Here is an 18,578-nt window from a genome sequence, read left to right as displayed (position 1 = left end):
AAGAAACCTGGAACCCCGTGCCGGCGGAGGCGCCGGCAGGGGAGGCGCGCTTATAGGAGATCCGCGCCGCCCCTGTCCAGCCCTTTTCCGCCCGCCGCGCGACCGGCGCTCCGTGTACGTGGCCGCCGAGACCGGAGGCCGGGGCCGGGGCCAGACGCGCCAGGGGGAGCGGGGTCATGGGGCCGGACGATGTTCGGCCCGGGTCATGCGGTGCGGCGGAACAGCGCCTCGGCGGCCGCGAAGGGGTCGGTCTCGGGGCGCGCCAGGGGCGGCGGGGCCCCGGTCACGCGCGCCATCTCCTCGGCCAGGCGGCCGAGCGTCGCGGCGCGGTCGGAGGCCACGCCGTGGCGCAGGCCCAGCAGGTAGTTGCGCACGGCCTGGCGGAGCGCCTCGGCTCCGGCCAGGCCCTTCACCTTGCCGGCGGCCGCGGCGAAATACTTGCGCTCCTCGATGTCGGCGCTGACGCAGGTCTCCACCGCCCGGGTCACGGCCTCGCCGTGGCGGGGGTGGGCGAGCAGGTCGAGCGCCTGGGCGATCGGGTCCGTGGCGCCGCGAGGCTGCCGGCGGCGTCCGGACCGGTCGTCGGTGCGGAGATCCATGATGTCTCTGTCGTGGTTGTGTCGCGATAGGCGCCCAGGAAGAGGTCTCCCAGGGCCCGTCTGAGCAATATGGTAATGCGCGAACGCTGACGATGTTCCCTACGCAGGCGAATCATACGGCAGCGTTGGCAGAGCGCCAGCAGGTGGCCGGGGGTCAGGCCGGCGGCGGCCGCGTCCGCGTCCGCCATCCCGCGGTGGCAGGCGGCCAGCACGACACGGGTCGTGCGCACCGCCGCGTAGTCGACGATGTCGGGCCAGGCCGCTGGGCCGCCGCCACCATCGCGCCAGGTGTCGGTCCCCGCGTCGTACCAGCGGCCGTCCGGCAGGCAGCGCACGTGCTGCCCGTGCGGACGGCCGCAGGCCTCGCACCGCCCCCCCGCCCGCACGAAGCGGACGAACCGGCTCAGATCGGGCCAGTCGGAGGAAGCGCACCGGATGTAGCCGTCGTGGATCGCCATGAACCGAGATATAGCGCAAATCCCGGTTCAGGTGAATCCATCAAATCGGCCGTCAGCGGTCGCGCGCGTACGCCGCCGTGCGGGCCGGCCGGGCGCCGCCGTCGCGGCCCTTGCCGGGGCCGGCGAAGGGACGGTTGCCCCGGGCCGGGGCGCCACCGGGCCGCCGGACGGGACCGGCCGCGGGCCGCGGGCCGCGGGGTGCGGCGTCGACCCGGGTGGTCGGCTCCAGCCCCGGCACCCGGTGCACCGGAACGCGGTCGCCGATCAGGCGCTCGATGCCGCGCAGCACGCCGTGGTCGCCCCGGGTCGCGAAGGAGATGGCGATGCCCTCGGCGCCGGCCCGGCCGGTGCGGCCGATGCGGTGGACGTAGTCCTCCGGGTTGCGCGGCAGGTCGAAGTTGATGACGTGGGTGATGTCGCGCACGTCGATGCCGCGGGCGGCCACGTCGGTGGCGACCAGCAGGCGGACGCGGCCGTCGCGCAGGCGGCCCAGGGTGCGGGTGCGGGCCTCCTGGCGCATGTCGCCGTGCAGGGCGGCGGCGGCGTGGCCGTCGGCCGCCAGGGACTCGGCCAGCTCGTCGGCGTCGCGCTTGGTGGCGGCGAAGACGATGGCCTTGCCCACCTCGTCGAGGCCGGCGATGTGGGCGAGCAGGCGCCGCTTGTGCTGGAGGTCGTCGGCGAACAGCAGGCGCTGCTCGATCTTCGGCGCGCTGGCCGGGGTGCTCTCCACCGCGATGCGGGCGGGATCCTGCAGCAGGCCGCGGGCGATGCCCTCCATCCGGCGGTCCAGCGTGGCCGTGAACAGCAGGGTCTGGCGCGCCGCCGGGCAGGCGGCGGCGATCGCCTGGATGTCATCGGCGAAGCCGAGGTCGAGCATGCGGTCCGCCTCGTCGAGGATCAGCGTCTGGACGTCGCCCAGGCGCGCCGTGCCGCGGCGCACGTGGTCGAGCAGCCGGCCCGGGGTGGCGACGATGACGTCGTTGCGCCGCGACAGGTCGCGCAGCTGCTGGCGGTAGGGGACGCCGCCCAGGATGTCGGCGACGAACAGGCGGCGGAACTTGACGTAGGTGCGGGCCGCCTGGGTCACCTGGCGGGCCAGCTCCCGGGTCGGGGCCAGCACCAGGACGCGCGGGCCGAAGGGCCGCGGCAGGGCGGCGGCCACGGAGTCGTCGTCGGCCGCCATCAGGCGGTGCAGCGACGGCAGCAGGAAGGCGCCGGTCTTGCCGGTGCCGGTGTCGGCGGTGGCCAGCACGTCGCGGCCGGTGAGCGCCACGGGAATGGCGGCGGCCTGGACGGGCGTCGGCACGGTGTGGCCGGCGAGGTCGAGGGCACGCAGGAGGTCGGAATGAATCGCGAGATCGGAAAAGGACAAGTGGGGTATCCCAAGGCAAAGTCGACGGACCGCGGCCCGTCGTGAAGCCGCGGATCGGTCAGTGAAACCCTTGCCGGAGGAGAGGAGGCGCGTGGGCGCCGGAACCCGAAGTTCCGGCTGTCGGATACCCGGAGGCCTGGGTGGCCGCCGGCCGAGCTGTCGAACCTCGCTCGGACGACGACACGCCTCCGACGAAAGCGTGTCTCATATAGGCTGGTGCGTCGCACAACGCCAGCTTTCTTTGCGAGGCGGCGCGGTTTGTGGTCCGGCCGCTCAGCCCAGCCAGCGTTCCAGCACCGGCAGGATGCGCTCGGCCGGCTGGTACCCGCGGGTCACCGCGCTGTACGCGGCGCTGCCGCCGTCCCCCGCCAGAAGCGTCGGAAAGCCGGTGATGCCCGAGCGCTGGGCGATGCCGTAGTCGCGCCAGGTCTCCTCCTTCGCCTCCGCGCTGGCGAACGCCGCAAGGAAGGCGTCGCGCGCGGCCGGCTCCGGGGCCACCAGGTCGGCGAGCACGCCGGCGTCGGTGACGTCGCGGTTGCCGGCGTAGAACGCGTGCTGGATGCGGGTCAGGGCGTCGAGCGCGGCGTCGGCGCCGGCGCGGCGCGCCACCACCACGGCGCGCGCCGCCGGATCGGTGTCGTAGACGAACCCCTCGCGGTCGAAAAAGGCGAGGTCGAACGGCTGGCCCGAGGCCTCGTGGACGTGCTCCCAATGGCCGCGGGTGGTGGCCTTGGCGGCGCCGTCCATCGGGCGGTCGGTGCCGGGCCGCAGCCCGCCCATCAGCGGGCGCACCGGCAGCGCCGCGCCGAAGCGGGCGCGGATCGCCGCGACCACCGGCGCGAACCCCCAGCACCACGAGCACATGGGGTCGGCGACGTAGACCAGATGCGGTTGGTGCATGGCGGACCCTCCGGGCGGTGCCCCCCACCCTACCCCGGCGCCGTTCCGCCGCCAACGGTCCGTTCGGCCATCTGTTGGCCCGTCACCCAATTGTATTTGGTATACCAGGTACCGTATATCCGCGTTTGAGTCCGGGCCGGGCCGCCTCTACATTGGCATCACGACACAGCAACAACGCACCTCACCGAAGGAGAGACGCCATGACCTTCGCCGCCGCCCTCGAGCTCATGATCCCGCTCGCCGCCGTCGCCAGCCTCGCCGCCGTGGTTGCGGAGATCCTGGTGAAGGACCCCAAGGCCCTGCGCGAGATCGCCACCGACGTGCGCGCGATGGCCCAGCCGACCCCGGCGGCCGATGCGACCGGCCCGGCCAACACCAACGCCGGCCGTCCGGCCCGCGCCGCCTGAGCACGCCTGCGAACGCCGTCCCGCGGGCGCCGCGGCGCCCGACCCGCCGCACCGCCTTGGCCAGTGCCTTGGCCGGCCGGCCGCCGGCGAACCTGTTTCCGTCGCCGCGATTCCGCTAAGCTCCCACGGTCGAGAGGGCGAAGCGGGGACGGACATGGAGCGGCGGTCGGCGGACGTGTTGGACGGGACGACGTCCTTCCACCTCAAACGGTACTGGCCCTTCCGCCTGCACGAGCTGGCGACCACCGTCAGCCACACCGTGGCGAAGGTCTACGCCGACCGGTTCGAGCTGACCATTCCCGAATGGCGCATCGTCGCCGTTCTCGGCGGGCTTGACGCCGCCCAGACGCTGAGCGCCACCGCCATCGCCACCTTGACGGCGATGGACCGGGTGCAGGTCAGCCGCGCGATGGCGCGCATGCTCGACACCGGCCTGATCGTCCGCGCCACGGGGCGCGAGGACCGCCGCACCGCCCAGGTCAGCCTGACCGACAAGGGGCGCGGCATCTACCGGCGCATCGTGCCCCTCGCCCGCACCTTCGAACACCACCTGCTGGCGGTGCTGGAGCCCGGCGAGAGCGCCGAGCTCGACCGTCTGCTGACCAAGCTGGAATCCCGCGCGCTCGACCTGGCCGCCCGCCCCCGGGCCCGCGACGGCACCCTGTTCGACGCCGATGGCGCCGCCCACGATGGCGCCGACGGCGCCGCCCACGATGGCGCCGATGGCGCCGCCCACGATGGCGCCGACGGCGCCGCCCACGATGGCGCCGCCCACGATGGCGGCGCGCCCGCCGACGGCCGCGACCCGCCGACCACCACGACGTAAGGCGGGGCTTTCAGACCGCCACCCGGACTGTCATACTCGCCAACAGCTGGCGGGACGGATGGACGGAGGTCGATGATGGCGCGCGTGGAGCCCATGGACGTGGAGTCGATGGACGGAGCGGCGGCGGGTGCGGACGCCACCGCCGCCGGCACGGGGTTTCCCTACACCGACCGGGTGCGCACGGTGACGCCGGCGCAGGTGGTGGGATGGCTGGTGGCGGGCGGGCGCGACATGCGCGCGGCCGGTCCCCTGAGCCTGGCCTATGGCGCCTTCTTCGTCCTCGCGGGGTTCGCCCTCACCGGCGGCCTGGCGCTGCTCGGCATGGGGTATCTCATCGCCCCGCTGATCGGCGGGTTCCTTCTGGTGGCGCCGCTGCTGGCGCTCGGCCTCTACCGCATTTCCAAGGACGTCGAGGAGGGACGGCGGCCCAGCCTGGCGGCCGCGGTGCTCGCGTGGCGGGCCAACCCCTACCACATCCTGACGGCCGGCCTGGTGCTGATGCTGTACGTGATGATCTGGACCCGGCTCAACGTCGTCGCCTTCGCGCTGTTCTTCCCCCACGAGGCGATCAACGTGGAGCGCGTGCTGGCGGCGCTGCTGACGGTGGACGGGCTGGTGTTCGTGGGCTTCGTGACGGCCCTGGGCTTCGCCTTCGCGGCCTTCGCCTTCGTCACCAACGTCATCGCCCTGCCGATGATGCTCGACCGCCCGGTCGACATCTTCGCCGCGGCCCTGGCGTCGGCGGTCGCGGTGGCGCGCAACCCGCGGGCGATCGCCCTGTGGGGCGGGCTGATCGTGCTGGTGATCGGGGTCGGCTTCGCCACCGCCTTCCTCGGCCTGATCGTCGCCCTGCCCCTGGTCGGCCACGCGAGCTGGCACGCCTACCGCGCCCTCCTGGCCCCCGACGACGCGGCGTAAGGCGCCCCGGCCCCCCAACGCGGGGAGCCGGGGCGCCCGGCCGTCAGGCGGCGCTCACCTCGGCGACGAAGCGGCGAACCTCCTCGCGCAGGCGCTCGGACTGCCGGGAGACGCTTTCCGCCCCGTCGGTCACGTCGCGCATGCGGTTGCCGGTGGTGCTGACCGTGGACGACAGGGATTCCACGCTGCTGGTGACCTGGCGGGAGTTGTCGGCCGCGGTGCGGGCGTTGGCGAAGATGTCGTGGGACGCCGCCTCCTGCTGCTGCACGGCCGCGGCCACCGCCCCGTTGAGGCCGCTGAGGTCCTTGATCAGGGTGGCGATGCCCTCGATCGCACCGATCGCGTTGCCGGTGGCGACACGGATCGCGCCGACCTGGTTCTGGATGTCCTCGGTCGCCTTGGCGGTCTGGTTGGCCAGGCTCTTGACCTCCGCCGCCACCACCGCGAAGCCCTTGCCGGCCTCGCCGGCGCGCGCCGCCTCGATGGTGGCGTTGAGCGCCAGCAGGTTGGTCTGACCGGCGATGGAGTTGATCAGCTCGACCACCGCGCCGATCTGCTCGGCCGCGGACGCCAGCCCGGTGACGATGCCGGCCGTGTTGGAGGTCTCGGTCACCGCCCGGCTGGCGGTCTGGGCCGCGCCCTCGACCTGGCGGCTGATGGAGGCGATGGAGCTGCGCAGCTCCTCCGACGCGCGGGCCGCCGATTCCACGCTCTCCGACGCGCTCGACGCGGCGCCGGCGGCGGCCTCGGCCTGGCCGGTGGCGCTGGCCGATTCGGTGGCCAGGGCGGCGGAGCGTTCGTGCAGGCTGGTGGCGGCGCTGGAGAGGCTGGCCACCACCTCGTCCATGGCGCGGGCGAAGTGTTCGGCGCGCTCCGAGAGCTGCTCGCGGTGCTGGTCGCGCGACGCGCGCTCGTCGTCCAGGCGCTGCGCGGTGGCGCGGGCCGAGGTCAGGGTGTCGACGAGGCCGGCGACGGTGCGGGCGATCTCGCCGATCTCGTCGCTGCGCCCGACATGGGTCACCTGGACCGCGAGGTCGCCGTCGTCGATCCGGCCCAGCACGTCGCGGATCTCCTGGAGGGGCCGCGACAGGCTGCGGGCGACCCACAGGCCGACGCCGACGCTGACGCCCAGCAGGAGCAGCATCAGCGCGACCTCGCGCACCGCGCGCTCGGCGAAGGCGGCGTCGATGTCGTCGGTGTAGACGCCGGTGCCGATCATCCACTGCCAGGGCTGGTATCCCATGGCGTAGGCGATCTTGGGCGACGGTGCGGCGTCGTCGGCGCGCTTGTGGCGGTAGGCGACGAAGCCGCCGTCCTTCATGGCGGCCTCGATCATCAGCACGTTGAAGGCCACCCCGTCGGGGTCCTTCAGGTTCAAGAGGTCCTTGCCCTCGACCTGCGGGCGCAGGCCGTGCACCAGGCTGATGCCCTTGTAGTCGTAGACGAAGAAATACTCGCTGCCGCTGTAGCGCATGGCGCGCACGGCGCTGCGGGCGGCGGTCTGCGCCTCCTCGCGGGTCATGGTGCCCTGGCGCTCCTGCTCGCCGTACTGGGCGATCACCGAATAGGCCGCCTCCACCATGTCCTTGACCTTCGCCTTGCGCTGCTCCGTCAGGTTGCCGTGCAGGCCCGACAGGTTGATGGCGGTCACGGACACGGCGCTCACCAGCGCCACGCCGAACACCAGCAGCAGCAGCCGCATTCCGATCTTGAGCTTCATCGCTCCTACGCTCCTCGTCGTATCGCGCGCCCAACGGCGCGGTGTTGCTGATTCAAGATTCGCGCTCGCAGCGCCACCGGGCTTCGCCGCTGGCGGTCACGGCCCGTTCGAAGCCGACCACCTCGCAGTTCTCCAGCTCGACGCCGGGCCGTCCGGCCAGCCGGTGCAGCAGCACCCGGCCGACGCCCTTGCTGGCGACCAGCAGGGGCCAGCGCCCCAGCAGGTCCTCCAGGTCCGCCAGCCCGGCGAGCACCCGGCTGGCGAAATCCTCCTCGCTCTCGCCGCCGGGCGGCGTGCGTCCCTCGGCGATCCAGCCCCGGGTCTCGGCCACGGGCAGGCCGTTCCACGCCCCCAGCCGCCGCTCGCGCAGCCACTCCCGTCCCAGGAGCGGCACGTCCAGCGCCTCGGCGAACAGCGCCCCGGTCACCGCCGTGCGCTCCAGCGGCCCGGCGACCACCACGCCGCAGCGTGGGAGCGCCGCGGCGAAGCGCGCCGCCGCGGCCCGGGCGTCGGCGAGACCGCGCCCGGTCAGCGGCACGTCGCGGTCGCCGCCGCAGCGCACGCCCAGCAGGTTGTCGCGGGTCTGGCCATGGCGCACGAGGTGGAAGCCGTGGCCGGCGGTGGCGGTCATGGTCGTCATCGCGGGCGGAACAGCACGCGCTCGGGCGCCGGCGTCCAGCCCACCGTGCTGTCGCGCGGGAAGGCGTCGGGGGCTTGCAGCCAGCGGTGCAGCGCGGCGATGTGCAGGGGGTCGCTGAGCGTCGGCGTGTGGCCGACCTGGGGCACCTGCATCAGCGACACGCCGGCGCGGGCGAGCATGCGCTCCACCGTGGACTCCAGCAGCGCGTCGGTCAGCAGGCCGCGCACCACCAGCACCGGGCACTCGATGCGCTGCCAGTCGTCCCACTGGTCGTGGTCCCGGGCGGCGGCGTCGCGGTAGTTCTGCAGGGCCCGGATGTCGTGGCGGTAGACGCGGCCGCCGTTCTCCTCCGACCAGCGGGTCTGGTGGAAGCTGTTGTGCAGCAGCACGGTGTCGTCGACCGGCCCGTCGTTCTTCTGCGCCGCGCCCATGCGGTGGCAGAGCTGGGCGGGGCGGCGGAAGACGTAGTGGCGGGCCACCGATTCGGCGCGCCGCCGCCGCCGCTCCTCGGGGATGAAGGGGCCGACGTCGTTGAGGATCAGGCGGTCGATCAGCTCCGGCGCCTGGGCGGCGACGCTCATGGCGACGCAGCCGCCGAGCGACGACCCGACCAGGGTGACCCGGCTCAGCCGCTTGTGGCGGATCAGGGCCAGCACCTGGGCGACGTTGCCGTCCATGTTGTAGTCGGACTGCTCGGCCAGCCAGCCGCTGCGCCCGCGGCCGGCCCAGTCCAGGCAGAGCACGTGGTAGTCCCGGGCCAGCGCGCGGGCGAGGTAGTCGAAGCGGCGCGCCGCGTTGGCGATGCCGCCCAGGCACAGCAGGGTCGGTCGCAGCGGGTTGCCCCACTCCGTGTAGGCGAGGCGGATGGTGTAGTCGGCGCGCAGCCGCTCGACCGTGCCGGCCTGCAGCGCGGCGGGGTGGGTGTATTCGAAATGGCGCAGCACGTGGCCGGCGCCGATCAGCGGTTCGATCACCCGCATGATCTTGTCGTAGTCCTTCCACGTCATGGCGTCGGCCGACCCGATCCCCAGGGCGTGCAGCATGGCGGCCAACGCGCGCTGCGGATCGGTGGCGGTCGCGTCGAACGGGCGCTGGGCCGAGACCATCAGCGCTTCCCGGGCGGCGGGCTCGACGAACGGCTGGTCGAACATCGGCATCCTCGCTTCCTTGGTGGACGGGCGGCGGATCGCGGCTGGGGTGGCGGCGCGGGCCGTCCGGGCGGCGGTCACGGCGCGGCCTCGCCATGGGAGCGGAGCACGGCCCCGGCGGGGCCGTTGGCTGACGGGGTGGCTGACGGGGCGGCTGCCGGACCGGTTGATGGGGCAAGGGCGGGCGCGCCGTCCGGGGGCGGCGCGGCGGTGGTGAGGAAGACGGCGCAGAACGCCAGCCCGGCGGCGACCGCGATGCCCCCCAGCCCGGCCGACGCCGCGCCGTGGCCGTAGCGGTCGGCCAGCGCCGCGGCGAGCACCGGGCCGAGCACGGCGCCGCCGCGCTCGAGGAGGCGGTAGACGGCGAACACCGTGGTGGTGCCGAGCGCCCGGGTTTCGGCGCGGCAGACCTCGGGCACCAGGGCGAGCTGGGTGGCGTTGTTGAGGGCGTGGCCGACGCCGAGCGCCAGCACGCCGAGCGCGACCGCCGGCACCCCCGGCGCCACCAGCGTCGCCAGCGCCCCGGCCCCGGCCACCAGCCCGCCGGCCCCGGCGAACAGGGCGTGGCGGCCGCTGCGGTCGGCGGCCCGCGACAGCAGCGGACCGAGGACCACGATGGCCAGCCCGTACCCCATCATGATGCGGCCGATGCCGGCCGGCGATTCGCCCAGGGCGTGCAAGGCCACCGGCACGAGATAGAAGAGATAGCCGGTCAGCATCAGCTTGGTGGGAATCGAGGAGAACAGCAGCAACGCCGCGAATCGCGGGTTGGCCAGCACCGTCGTCCACGCCCGCCAGCGCGCCGGGCGTGGCGCGACCGCCGCGGGCGCGTCGTGCGGCAGCAGCCGGGCGGCGGCGCCGGCGGCGGCCAGCGCCAGCAGCGCCGAAAGGCCGAAGGTCGCGCGGAACCCGATGTGGTCGGCCAGCACCCCGCCGATGGCGGTGCCGCACAGCCCGGCGACGATCACCGCGGCCACGAACTGGGCCATGCCGCGGGCCCGCTCGCCGGGCCCGGTGTGGCGGGCGACGAAGCCCTGGGCGCCGATGAACATGACGGCGTAGCCGATGGCGCAGGCGCCGCGCCACAGCAGCACGTCGCCCAGCGTCTGGGCGAGCGCCGTGCCGACGAAGCCGGCGACCGCCGGCAGCGTGCCCAGCAGCAGCGTGCGGCGGCTGCCGAACCGGTCGGCCCAGGCCCCGGCGAAGGGGGTGAAGACGGCGACCAGCAGCATGAACAGGGCGATCGGCAGGCCCATCGCCAGGGTGGCGGAGACGCCCGGGATCGGCGTGTAGAGGTCCTGCACGTAGAGCGGCAGGAAGGAGCGCGACAGCTCCTCCGCCAGCATGAAGAGGAAGAGCACGAAGCGGATGCCGCCGAGATCCGGCGCGCTCCGGAGACCGCTGGCCGGCGGTCTCCGGGCGGCACGGGGCGAGCCCGACAGGCGCAGCGCCTCGTGCACCGCCAGCATCGACACGACGAGAACGACGCCCGCGTCGGGCAGCATGGCGTGGACCGGCGCCGCGCCGGGAACGGCGGCGAACACCGCCAGCGCCGCGGCCGACATGGGCGCCGCCACCAGGGTCGCCAGCGCCGCGCCGCGCAACGGGGTGCGCGCGGCGGCGGCGACGGCACCGGGCGCCGCCCACGCCACCAGCAGCAGCCCGCCCGCCAGCGCGGCGGCAACCAGGGCGAGGTGCGCCCGAACCGCCGCGAGCGTCCCGTCGTCGGCGCCGGTGTATTGATTAAAAGTTGTAACAAACTTCGCGTAGTCGAGGTATGCGACCAAGGCAATCCCCGAGATGGCCAGAATCAACAGAGTCGAACTTGCGATTGTTTTTCGGATAATGAGCAAAAATCGACTCCGCGTCGGCATATCTAATCACACCGTGCGATCAAACCTAGTTCGCAATTCCGAAGATTCGGTAAATGCGAAGGTAATGATCATATCACGGGGAAATACGGCCCTGCATACGGCAGTATGTGAATTTTTGAGTGCAGTTTTATTTGATCGACGGAAAAAGCATTGGTGCACAAAGCAACAAATTGGCGCGGCGCGCCCGGCGTGCGCAATGAATCGCATGCGTCAGCGTTCGGCGTCGCGCAGCCGCAAAACCACAAGGAAACGTTGTTGTTGGCGTGCGGCGGCTCAGCGCCAGTCGAGCCCGGCGCTCCGCATGCGCTCCCAGAAGGCGCGCTTCTGGCGGTGGTGCGCGGCGATCTCCCGGCGGTACGCCGCCGCCGTGGGATGGCCCTCCCAGTCCGCGACGGCCTCCGCCAGGGTGTCGGCGGCGGCGAGGTCCCGCACCGCGAAGGGGTGGTCCGCCGGCTGGTCGGTGTCCAGCACGTGCTCGGCCAGGCGGCGGTGGATCAGCACGGCGGCCAGCGGGTGGTGCGCGGCCAGCCGCTCGGCGATCGGGCGCACCACGCGGTAGAGCTGGGGGTTGATCTCGGCGAGGCGCTGGCGGACCAGGGTGGCGGCGGCACCGGGGTCGAGGGCGCACAGCCGCTCCAGGGCGCGGTGGACGTCGCCGTGGCGCTGGGCGACGGCCACCGCGTCGGCACGGGCGGCCGGCCGCTCGGCCTCGGGCAGGGCCTCCAGGAGGTCGTCGAGGATGGTCGGCGACAGGGTCCGGGCGAAATGCTCCCGCCGCAGCGCCTGGGCGGCGTCGCGCCGGCCGAGGCGGTCGAGGATGTCGATGCGCAGGCGGTCCAGCTCGTCGCGGCGCCATTGCGGGGCGGCGACCCCCTGGGCGCGCTCCAGCGCCTCCTCCAGGCGGCCGGCGGCGATCAGGCGTTCGCAGATCTCCTTGACCGCGCCGTCCTCGGTTCCGGCCATCTCGTGCAGGGCGATGTAGCCGTCGAGGTCGCCGCGGGCGTCGGCGATCTCGGTCAGGGCGCGCAGCAGCTCCGCGTCCCGGGCGCTGGCGGAATCGCTGGAGGGCGCCGCCAGCCGGTTGCGGATCATGCCTTCCAGCGCGTCCAGCCCGGCCGGGCCCAGCGCCTCGCCGACGGCGGGGACGATGTCGTCGCGCACGCCGTGGTCGTTCCCGGCGAACAGGTCGAAGGCGGTCTCCGCCAGGCGCCGCGGGTCGCGCCGCGGCAGCGCCAGCCACGCCCGCCCGCAATCGGCGATGGCCGCGCGGAAGACGTCGGCGATGGCGCCGTCGCCGTCGTCGCAGCGCGCGAACACTCCGGAATCGAGGCGCAGGAGGCGTTCCAGCAGCGCCGCCGCCGCCTCCGGCGCGCGCGGCAGCAGGTCGCGGGCGATGGCGAGGCGCAGCCGCTCCAGATCGCGCGCAAGCACCGCCGTCGCGTCATCGCCGAGGGGGGCGTCGCCGGCGGCCACCGCGTCGAGGGCGTCGCCGAGCGCCGCCGCCAGGCGCTCGGCCGGGCCGGTGGCCAGCAGCGCCAGGCGCAGGTCCTCGCGCAGCGACGGGTCGCGCGCGGCCTGCGCGGCGATCATCTCGGCCAGCCTGGGCGCGCCCAGGGCGATGAGGGCGTCGACCGGCAGGTCGGCGTCGGGACGGTCGGTCATGGCGCTCATCGTGCAACCTAAGCTTCACATGTCCGCCGCAGCGGCGGGCCGGGGGATGACGTGCGGTTTTACCGCGGCCGGGGGGGAATTGCCACCCTGGCAATTCCGGCTCCGCCGCTCAACCCGGGACCGTTTTGCGCCGGGCGCCGGGCGGTTTGCCTCTTGTCCGGCGGCCGGCCGTTCACACCTGAGGAAACGGTCCAACGATCATGAGGGGGAACCGGTGACCGTCGTTGAGCTCGTGGCCGGCCTGGTGCTGCTTCTGGTGGGCGGCGAGGCCCTGGTGCGGGGGAGCGTGGGCGTCGCGACGCGCCTGGGGGTGTCGCCACTGCTGATCGGCCTCACCCTGGTGGGGTTCGGCACCTCGATGCCGGAGCTGGTGACCAGCGTCCGGGCGGCCCAGATGGGCGCGCCGGGCATCGCCATCGGCAATGTGGTGGGCTCCAACATCGCCAACGTGCTGCTGATCCTCGGGCTGTCGGCCGTGGTGCTGCCGGTGGCGACCTGCCGGCGCGCCTTCCGGCGGGACGGCACGGTGCTGCTCGGCGCCTCGGTGCTGCTGCTGCCGGTGGTGCTGCTGGGGGTGGTCGACCGCTGGGTCGGCGTCGTCTTCCTGGCCATGCTGATGGGCTACGCCGTGCTCGCCTACCGCAGCGAGGCGGCCGCTCCGGCCGCCGCCGCCGACCCCGACCCGGCCGCCGGGCCGGAGGCGCCGCTGTGGCGCGGCGCGGCGATCGCCCTGGCCGGCATCGCCGCCGTGGTGTTCGGCGCCGGGCTGCTGGTGGATTCGGCCGTCGTGCTGGCCCGCGCCGCCGGCGTGTCGGAGGCGGTCATCGGCCTGACCCTGGTGGCGCTGGGCACCTCCCTGCCGGAGCTGGTGACCGCGGTGATGGCCGCCCTGCGCGGGCGCGGCGACGTCGCCTTCGGCAACGTGGTCGGGTCCAACATCTTCAACATCCTGGGCATCCTCGGCGTCACCGCGGCCCTGAGCCCGATCCCGGTGCCGGCCGAGATCGCCGGTTTCGACATCTGGGCGATGCTGGCGGCGGCGGCGCTGCTGGTCGCCTTCGCGGTGACCGGGTGGCGGATCACCCGGTGGGAGGGCGCGGCCTTCCTGGCTGCCTACGTCGCGTACATGGCGGTCCAGGTGTCGCCCGGCGCCCGGGCCAGCCTGGGCATCGCCTGACGCCGGCCCCGGCCGCTCAGGCACCGGGATCGGCCACCCGGGTGCGGCGGGCCAGCCAGCGCACCAGGCCCGGTGCGGCCGCCGCGGCGGCGACCGCCAGGCCCGGTGCGCCGGGCAGGCGCAGCAGCCGCGCCGCGCCGTCGGCCAGGGCCACCGCCCCGGCGTAGGCGGCGCCGTCCCGGGGCGGCCCGCCGGCCACCAGCGTCGCCGCCGCCCGCCGCCCGGACTCCAGGGCGATCGCCAGGCCGTCGCCGCAGAAGCTGGGGATCACGGCGAGCTGGTCGCCCACCCGGTGCGGCCCCGCCGCGCCGCCACCGCGGTGCACCCAGCCATAGGGCACGCCGGCCACCGCGAGCGGCCGCGGCCAGCACGGCGTCCCGCCGTCCAGCCGGCGCGCCAGCAGGGCCGAGTGGCGGCCGGCGTGGGCCAGCAGCCGCCACCAGTCGCGACCGACCCGCGCGAAGGCCGCGGCGTCCACCGCCAGGCACAGGTTCGCGGTCCCCGCGGCGGCCGGCTGCAGCCCGGCGTAGCCGCCGGGGAACAGGTGGACCTCGACGTGGCCGTCCAGCGCGTCGCGCTGGGCCGGGGCCAGCACCCAGTGCTGCTTGAAGCCGATGCCGGGCGACGGCGGGCGGCGGTGGCCGTGCAGGTCGTGCTTGCCGGTCGCCAGCACCGCCGCGTCGGCGCCGATGGTGTCGCTGCCCAGCGCGGCCCGCACCCCCGCCCCGTCGCATGTCAGGTGGCGCACCGCGGCGCCCCGGCGCACCGTGGCGCCGTGCTCGCGGGCGGCCTCCAGCAGCGCCGCGTCCATGACGTCCCGGCCCAGGGCGAAGGCGGGGAACGGCAGGGTCGCCACGGCCTCGCGGCGCCCGTGGGCGAGGCGCACCCGCTCCACCGGCCGCGCCCCCAGCGCCACGGGGTCGACGCCGAGGGCGCGCATCGCCGCCGCCGCCTCGCCGCTGAGGAACTCGCCGCAGACCTTGTGGTGGGGCCCGGCGGTGCGCTCGGCCAGCACCACCCGCCGCCCCGCCCCGGCCAGCGCCGCCGCCGCCGCCGCCCCGGCCGGGCCGCCGCCCACCACCAGCACCTCGATCACCGCAGGCGCTCCACGCACAGGCGGAACGGCACCATCCAGCGCACCCGGGCGGCCCCGGCGAGGTCCGCCTCCTCCAGACGCTGTGCCCAGTCGGCGCGGGTGAAGGCCCGCGCCACCGAGACCGGCGCGTCGTGGACCACCAGCCGGCTCACCGGCAGCACCGCCACCGCCGCGCGCACCGCCGCCCAGGGCACGGCGTGGCGGTGCAGGTCGTTGACGAACCAGCCGAGCCGCGCGCGACCCTCCATCCAGCGCAGGAACGCCACGAGCCGGCGGTCGTCCAGGTGATGGGCGAACAGGGAGCTGATGACCACGTCCGGCCGTTCCCCGTCGGGCAGGGCGAAGAGATCGCCGGTGAGATGGCGGATCGACGGCGCGCCGGGCGCGGCCTCGCGCGCCGCCCGCGCCGACCAGGGGTTGAGGTCGATGCCGGCCAGCGCCACCGCCACCCCGCGCCGGTCGGCCCAGGCGGCGATCCGGCGCAGCATGTCGCCGTGCCCGGACCCGGCGTCGAGCACCCGCAGCGGCCGTGCCGTGCCGTGGCGCGCCGCCACCCGGTCGAGCCAGCGCAGGGTGGGCCGGTAGGCGCCGGTGGCCCGGTTGATCGCCTCCAGATGGCGCAGGCAGGTGCGGAACTCCTCGTAGGAGACGGTCTCGGTGTCCATCAGCTCCGGCACCAGGCGGCGGTGCGGCAGGTCGAGCAGAGCCATGGCGCGGCCTCCCTCAGGCGGCCAGGCGGAAGGCCATGGTCTCGGCCGTCAGCCCCGGGCCGAAGGCCATGGCGCAGCCGGTCGCGGTGCCGCCGTTGCCGCGGGCGCGGGCGCGGTCCAGCATGCGCTTCAGAACGAACAGCACGGTGGCCGAGGACATGTTGCCGTAGCCGTCCAGCACGGCGCGCGAGTCCGCCAGGCGGTCACCGTCCAGCCCCGCGGCCTGTTCCACCGCGTCGAGGATGGTGCGGCCACCGGGATGGACCGCCCACAGCTCCACCGCGTCCGCCGGCCGGCCGCCGAGGATGGCCGGCAGGGCGGCCGGCAGGCCGGTTGCCAGCGTGCTCGGCACGGCGCCGGAGAGGTGCATGTCGAAGCCGCGGTCGCCGATGCGCCAGGTGATCTGGTCGGCGGTGCCGGGGATCAGCACGGCGCGAAACCCGTCCAGCGCGATGCCGTCGGGCACCGCGGTGACCAGCGCCGCCGCGCAGCCATCGCCGAAGATCAGGAAGCTCAGCACCGTTTCCAGGTCCGGGGTGTCCTGGAGGTGAAGGGTGCACAGCTCCAGCGTCACCACCAGCACCCGCGCGGCCGGCTCGGAGCGGACGATGTGGCGGGCCAGCTTCAGCGCGTTGACGGCGGCGTAGCAGCCCATGAAGCCGATCACCGTGCGTTCCACCCCCGGATCGAGGCCGAGCCGCTGGGCGAGCTGCAGATCGAGGCCCGGCGCGTAGAAGCCGGTGCAGGAGACCACGATCAGGTGGGTGACGCCGGCCCGCTCCGCCGCCGTCAGCGCCAGCGCCGCCACCGCCTGCATGGCCAGCCCCGGCGCGTGCTCCTCGTAGAGGCGCATGCGCGCGGCGGTGCCGGGAAAGGCGCCGCGCCGGTAAAAGCCGCCGCGGTCGAATCCGCCCTCCGCCGCCGCCTCGAACACCGACCAGCGCCGGGCGATGCCGCAGCGGTCCGCCATCCGCTGGAACAGACGGCGCGCCCGCGGCTCCTCCAGCAGGGTCTGTCCGCTCGCGACGAACGCGGCGTGGATGTCGTGGGGCGGCACGGCCGTCCCGATGCGGTTGACATAGGCGGCCATGGGGGCTCCGGGTGTGACTCACGGCACAGGCAACGCGCGGGCCGGCGCGAGGGTCCCTTCAGCGCGGCTTCGATGCCGCCTTGCGCCAGGGCCAGCGCCCCTCGATCTCGACCTCCAGGGAGACGCTGAGGAAGGTCCGGATCACCACGATCAGTCCCAGCACCGCAAGATTGTCCAGGGTCGGCTCCACCGCCACCGTGCCGATGATGTCGGCGGCGACCAGGAACTCTAGGCCCAACAGGATGCCGCGCGCCAGGCTGGTGCGCAGCAGATGGTAGGCCTCGTCCCACGCGGTGCCGCGGCCGAGTTGCACCGCGAACACCACCAGGGCGGTCAGCGCACCCAGCACGATGACCGCGACGCCCGCCCCTTCGATGACGGTGGCGATGGCGTGCAGGGCGCGATCGAACCGGTCAGCCGTGATGACGCTCTCGAGCGGGCCGCCGTTGTCCATGGGTGCCTCCGCGTGCCGTGCTTGCGGGCCAACGCCGCAGCGGCCGGGCGGTTCCACGCGCGCCGGGCGGCGCGGCGTCAGCCGTAGCGGCGCGCCGCCTCGAGGGCGAGGCCCTGGCCGACCGAGCCGAAGATGTCGCCGGCGACCACCCGGGCCCCCGGTAGGGGGCCGCAGATGGCGGCGCGCACATGGGGCAGCAGGGTGGAGCCGCCGGTCAGGAAGACGGCATCGATCCGCTCCGCCGGCAGACCGGCGGCGGCAAGGCAGCCGGTGATCCGCTCGCCGATGCGACCGGCCAGCGACTGGGTCGCCTCGACCAGGTCGCGGGCCGTCAGCGTCGCGGCGTCATGGAGATCGGCGGCGTCCAGCGGCAGGACGGCCCGGCCTTCGCCGGCCAGGGCGATCTTGGCGCGCTCGACGTCCATCGCCAGGGCGTGGCCGCGGCGCTGCTCCACCACGTCGATCAGCCGGGCGACCAGCTCGGGCCGGGCGCTGTCGCGCTGCAGGCGCTTGAGCTCGGCCAGCGCCTTGGCGGAATAGAGGAAGTTGATCTTGGCCCAGGTCGCGAGGTCGAGATACGGCCCCTTGGGCGCCACCAGCCCGGCCCGCTTCATCGCGCTGCCGTAGCCCAGATGGGGCATCACCGCGGCGATGGAGAGATCGCGGTCGAAATCGGTGCCGCCGACGCGGATGCCGTCGTTGGCCAGGATGTCCCCGCCCCGCTCGGCGCGCCCGCGCCGCTCCGGACCGAGCCGGACGATGGAGAAGTCGGAGGTGCCGCCGCCGATGTCGGCGATCAGCGCCACCTCCTCGCGGGTGACCTGGCGCTCGTAGTCGAGGGCGGCGGCGATCGGCTCGTACTGGAAGGACACGGTCGAAAAGCCGACCGCCCGGGCGATCGCCTCCAGGGCCGCCTCCGCCGCGGCGTCGGCCGCGGCGTCGCCGTCGACGAAATGCACGGGGCGCCCATGCACCACCGCGTCCAGCGGCGCGCCGGCCGCCGCCTCGCCGCGCCGCCGCACCTCCGCCAGGAACGTGGCGATGACCGTGCGGAACGGGATCCGCCGGCCGTTCAGCGGCGTATCGGTGTCGATCAGGTCGGTGCCCAGCGTCGATTTGATGGAGCGCATCAGCCGTCCCTCGTCGCCGGCCACGTAGGCGGCGACGGCGGCGCGGCCGAACAGGGTGGCGCCGGTGTCGAAATCGAAGAACAGCGCGCTGGGAAGCGTGGCGTGGTCGTCTTCCAGGGTCAGCAGCCGGGCGGCGCCGGTCGGCCCGCCCTCCCGGCTGGCGTCCCGGCTGGCGCCCAAAGTGGTGTTGGAGGTGCCGAAATCGAGGCCGCAGGCCGCCATGGTGTCCTCCCTGTCGTGCCGCCCGGGCGGCACGTCGCCGTGGTCCCGCCCCTGCAAAAGGGGCGAGCGTATAGCCCGTGGCGCCGCCGCGATCAACGCCGTCGTCGCACCGCGGGCGGCCGGCCGCGCCCTGCGCCCCCCTGAAACCGCCCGTTGGCGGTACTAG

17 protein-coding genes are annotated in these 18,578 nt (G+C 74.4%); 4 read left to right on the top strand and 13 right to left on the bottom strand.

The window, feature by feature from the left end; genetic code table 11:
* Positions 1 to 203: 203 nt before the first annotated feature.
* From AC6H2I_RS27030 to AC6H2I_RS27020, 3 genes are all read right to left on the bottom strand, one after another.
* Positions 204 to 599, bottom strand: a complete 396-nt coding sequence (locus tag AC6H2I_RS27030; RefSeq protein WP_497503882.1) for a hypothetical protein — start codon at positions 597 to 599, stop codon at positions 204 to 206.
* A 510-nt stretch (positions 600 to 1,109) separates the two neighbouring features.
* Positions 1,110 to 2,429, bottom strand: a complete 1,320-nt coding sequence (locus tag AC6H2I_RS27025; RefSeq protein ID WP_497503881.1) for a DEAD/DEAH box helicase — start codon at positions 2,427 to 2,429, stop codon at positions 1,110 to 1,112.
* A 273-nt stretch (positions 2,430 to 2,702) separates the two neighbouring features.
* Entirely contained in the window at positions 2,703 to 3,329 is a 627-nt protein-coding gene (locus AC6H2I_RS27020; RefSeq protein ID WP_497503880.1) for a DsbA family protein, read from the bottom strand.
* A 200-nt stretch (positions 3,330 to 3,529) separates the two neighbouring features.
* Between AC6H2I_RS27020 and AC6H2I_RS27015 the strand changes: the two genes are divergently transcribed.
* The 3 genes from AC6H2I_RS27015 to AC6H2I_RS27005 all read left to right on the top strand — a co-directional run bounded on the left by AC6H2I_RS27015 (position 3,530) and on the right by AC6H2I_RS27005 (position 5,480).
* Entirely contained in the window at positions 3,530 to 3,736 is a 207-nt protein-coding gene (locus AC6H2I_RS27015) for a hypothetical protein (RefSeq protein ID WP_497503879.1), read from the top strand.
* Positions 3,737 to 3,890: 154 nt separating this feature from the next.
* The gene (locus tag AC6H2I_RS27010) at positions 3,891 to 4,562 is read left to right on the top strand and encodes a MarR family winged helix-turn-helix transcriptional regulator (RefSeq protein WP_497503878.1); all 672 of its coding nucleotides are present in this window, start codon (positions 3,891 to 3,893) and stop codon (positions 4,560 to 4,562) included.
* Positions 4,563 to 4,637: 75 nt separating this feature from the next.
* Positions 4,638 to 5,480, top strand: a complete 843-nt coding sequence (locus AC6H2I_RS27005; RefSeq protein ID WP_497503877.1) for a DUF2189 domain-containing protein — start codon at positions 4,638 to 4,640, stop codon at positions 5,478 to 5,480.
* Positions 5,481 to 5,523: 43 nt separating this feature from the next.
* Here the strand turns inward: AC6H2I_RS27005 and AC6H2I_RS27000 are convergent, their stop codons facing one another.
* The 5 genes from AC6H2I_RS27000 to AC6H2I_RS26980 all read right to left on the bottom strand — a co-directional run bounded on the left by AC6H2I_RS27000 (position 5,524) and on the right by AC6H2I_RS26980 (position 12,524).
* Positions 5,524 to 7,200, bottom strand: coding sequence for a methyl-accepting chemotaxis protein (locus AC6H2I_RS27000; protein WP_497503876.1), 1,677 nt, complete (start codon positions 7,198 to 7,200; stop codon positions 5,524 to 5,526).
* Positions 7,201 to 7,252: 52 nt separating this feature from the next.
* Positions 7,253 to 7,831, bottom strand: coding sequence for a histidine phosphatase family protein (locus tag AC6H2I_RS26995; protein ID WP_497503875.1), 579 nt, complete (start codon positions 7,829 to 7,831; stop codon positions 7,253 to 7,255).
* Positions 7,832 to 7,836: 5 nt separating this feature from the next.
* Positions 7,837 to 8,997: an alpha/beta fold hydrolase gene (locus tag AC6H2I_RS26990; protein ID WP_497503874.1), complete on the bottom strand. Its 1,161-nt coding sequence runs from the start codon at positions 8,995 to 8,997 to the stop codon at positions 7,837 to 7,839.
* 68 nt (positions 8,998 to 9,065) lie between these two features.
* A complete protein-coding gene (locus tag AC6H2I_RS26985) occupies positions 9,066 to 10,775 on the bottom strand; it encodes an MFS transporter (protein ID WP_497503873.1) in 1,710 nt (569 codons plus the stop codon).
* A gap of 360 nt (positions 10,776 to 11,135) precedes the next feature.
* Entirely contained in the window at positions 11,136 to 12,524 is a 1,389-nt protein-coding gene (locus tag AC6H2I_RS26980) for a DUF6880 family protein (RefSeq protein ID WP_497503872.1), read from the bottom strand.
* Between the two features lie 223 nt (positions 12,525 to 12,747).
* Between AC6H2I_RS26980 and AC6H2I_RS26975 the strand changes: the two genes are divergently transcribed.
* Positions 12,748 to 13,710, top strand: a complete 963-nt coding sequence (locus AC6H2I_RS26975) for a calcium/sodium antiporter (protein ID WP_497503871.1) — start codon at positions 12,748 to 12,750, stop codon at positions 13,708 to 13,710.
* Positions 13,711 to 13,726: 16 nt separating this feature from the next.
* Here AC6H2I_RS26975 and AC6H2I_RS26970 read toward each other — a convergent pair whose 3' ends face one another.
* The 5 genes from AC6H2I_RS26970 to AC6H2I_RS26950 form a co-directional block, all read right to left on the bottom strand.
* Complete coding sequence (locus AC6H2I_RS26970; protein ID WP_497503870.1) at positions 13,727 to 14,806, bottom strand: NAD(P)/FAD-dependent oxidoreductase; 1,080 nt, start codon at positions 14,804 to 14,806, stop codon at positions 13,727 to 13,729.
* On the bottom strand, positions 14,803 to 15,516 hold the full coding sequence (locus AC6H2I_RS26965) for a methyltransferase domain-containing protein (RefSeq protein WP_497503869.1): 714 nt from the start codon (positions 15,514 to 15,516) through the stop codon (positions 14,803 to 14,805). Before AC6H2I_RS26965 ends, AC6H2I_RS26970 begins: the two co-directional genes overlap by 4 nt.
* A 13-nt stretch (positions 15,517 to 15,529) precedes the next feature.
* The gene (locus AC6H2I_RS26960; protein ID WP_497503868.1) at positions 15,530 to 16,606 is read right to left on the bottom strand and encodes a type III polyketide synthase; all 1,077 of its coding nucleotides are present in this window, start codon (positions 16,604 to 16,606) and stop codon (positions 15,530 to 15,532) included.
* Positions 16,607 to 16,664: 58 nt separating this feature from the next.
* Entirely contained in the window at positions 16,665 to 17,060 is a 396-nt protein-coding gene (locus AC6H2I_RS26955; protein ID WP_497503867.1) for a DUF1622 domain-containing protein, read from the bottom strand.
* A gap of 77 nt (positions 17,061 to 17,137) precedes the next feature.
* Entirely contained in the window at positions 17,138 to 18,412 is a 1,275-nt protein-coding gene (locus AC6H2I_RS26950) for an Hsp70 family protein (protein WP_497503866.1), read from the bottom strand.
* Positions 18,413 to 18,578 lie beyond the last annotated feature (166 nt).

Source organism: Azospirillum sp. NS33, from assembly GCF_059703765.1.
This window is presented reverse-complemented; position numbering and strand designations above follow the sequence as displayed.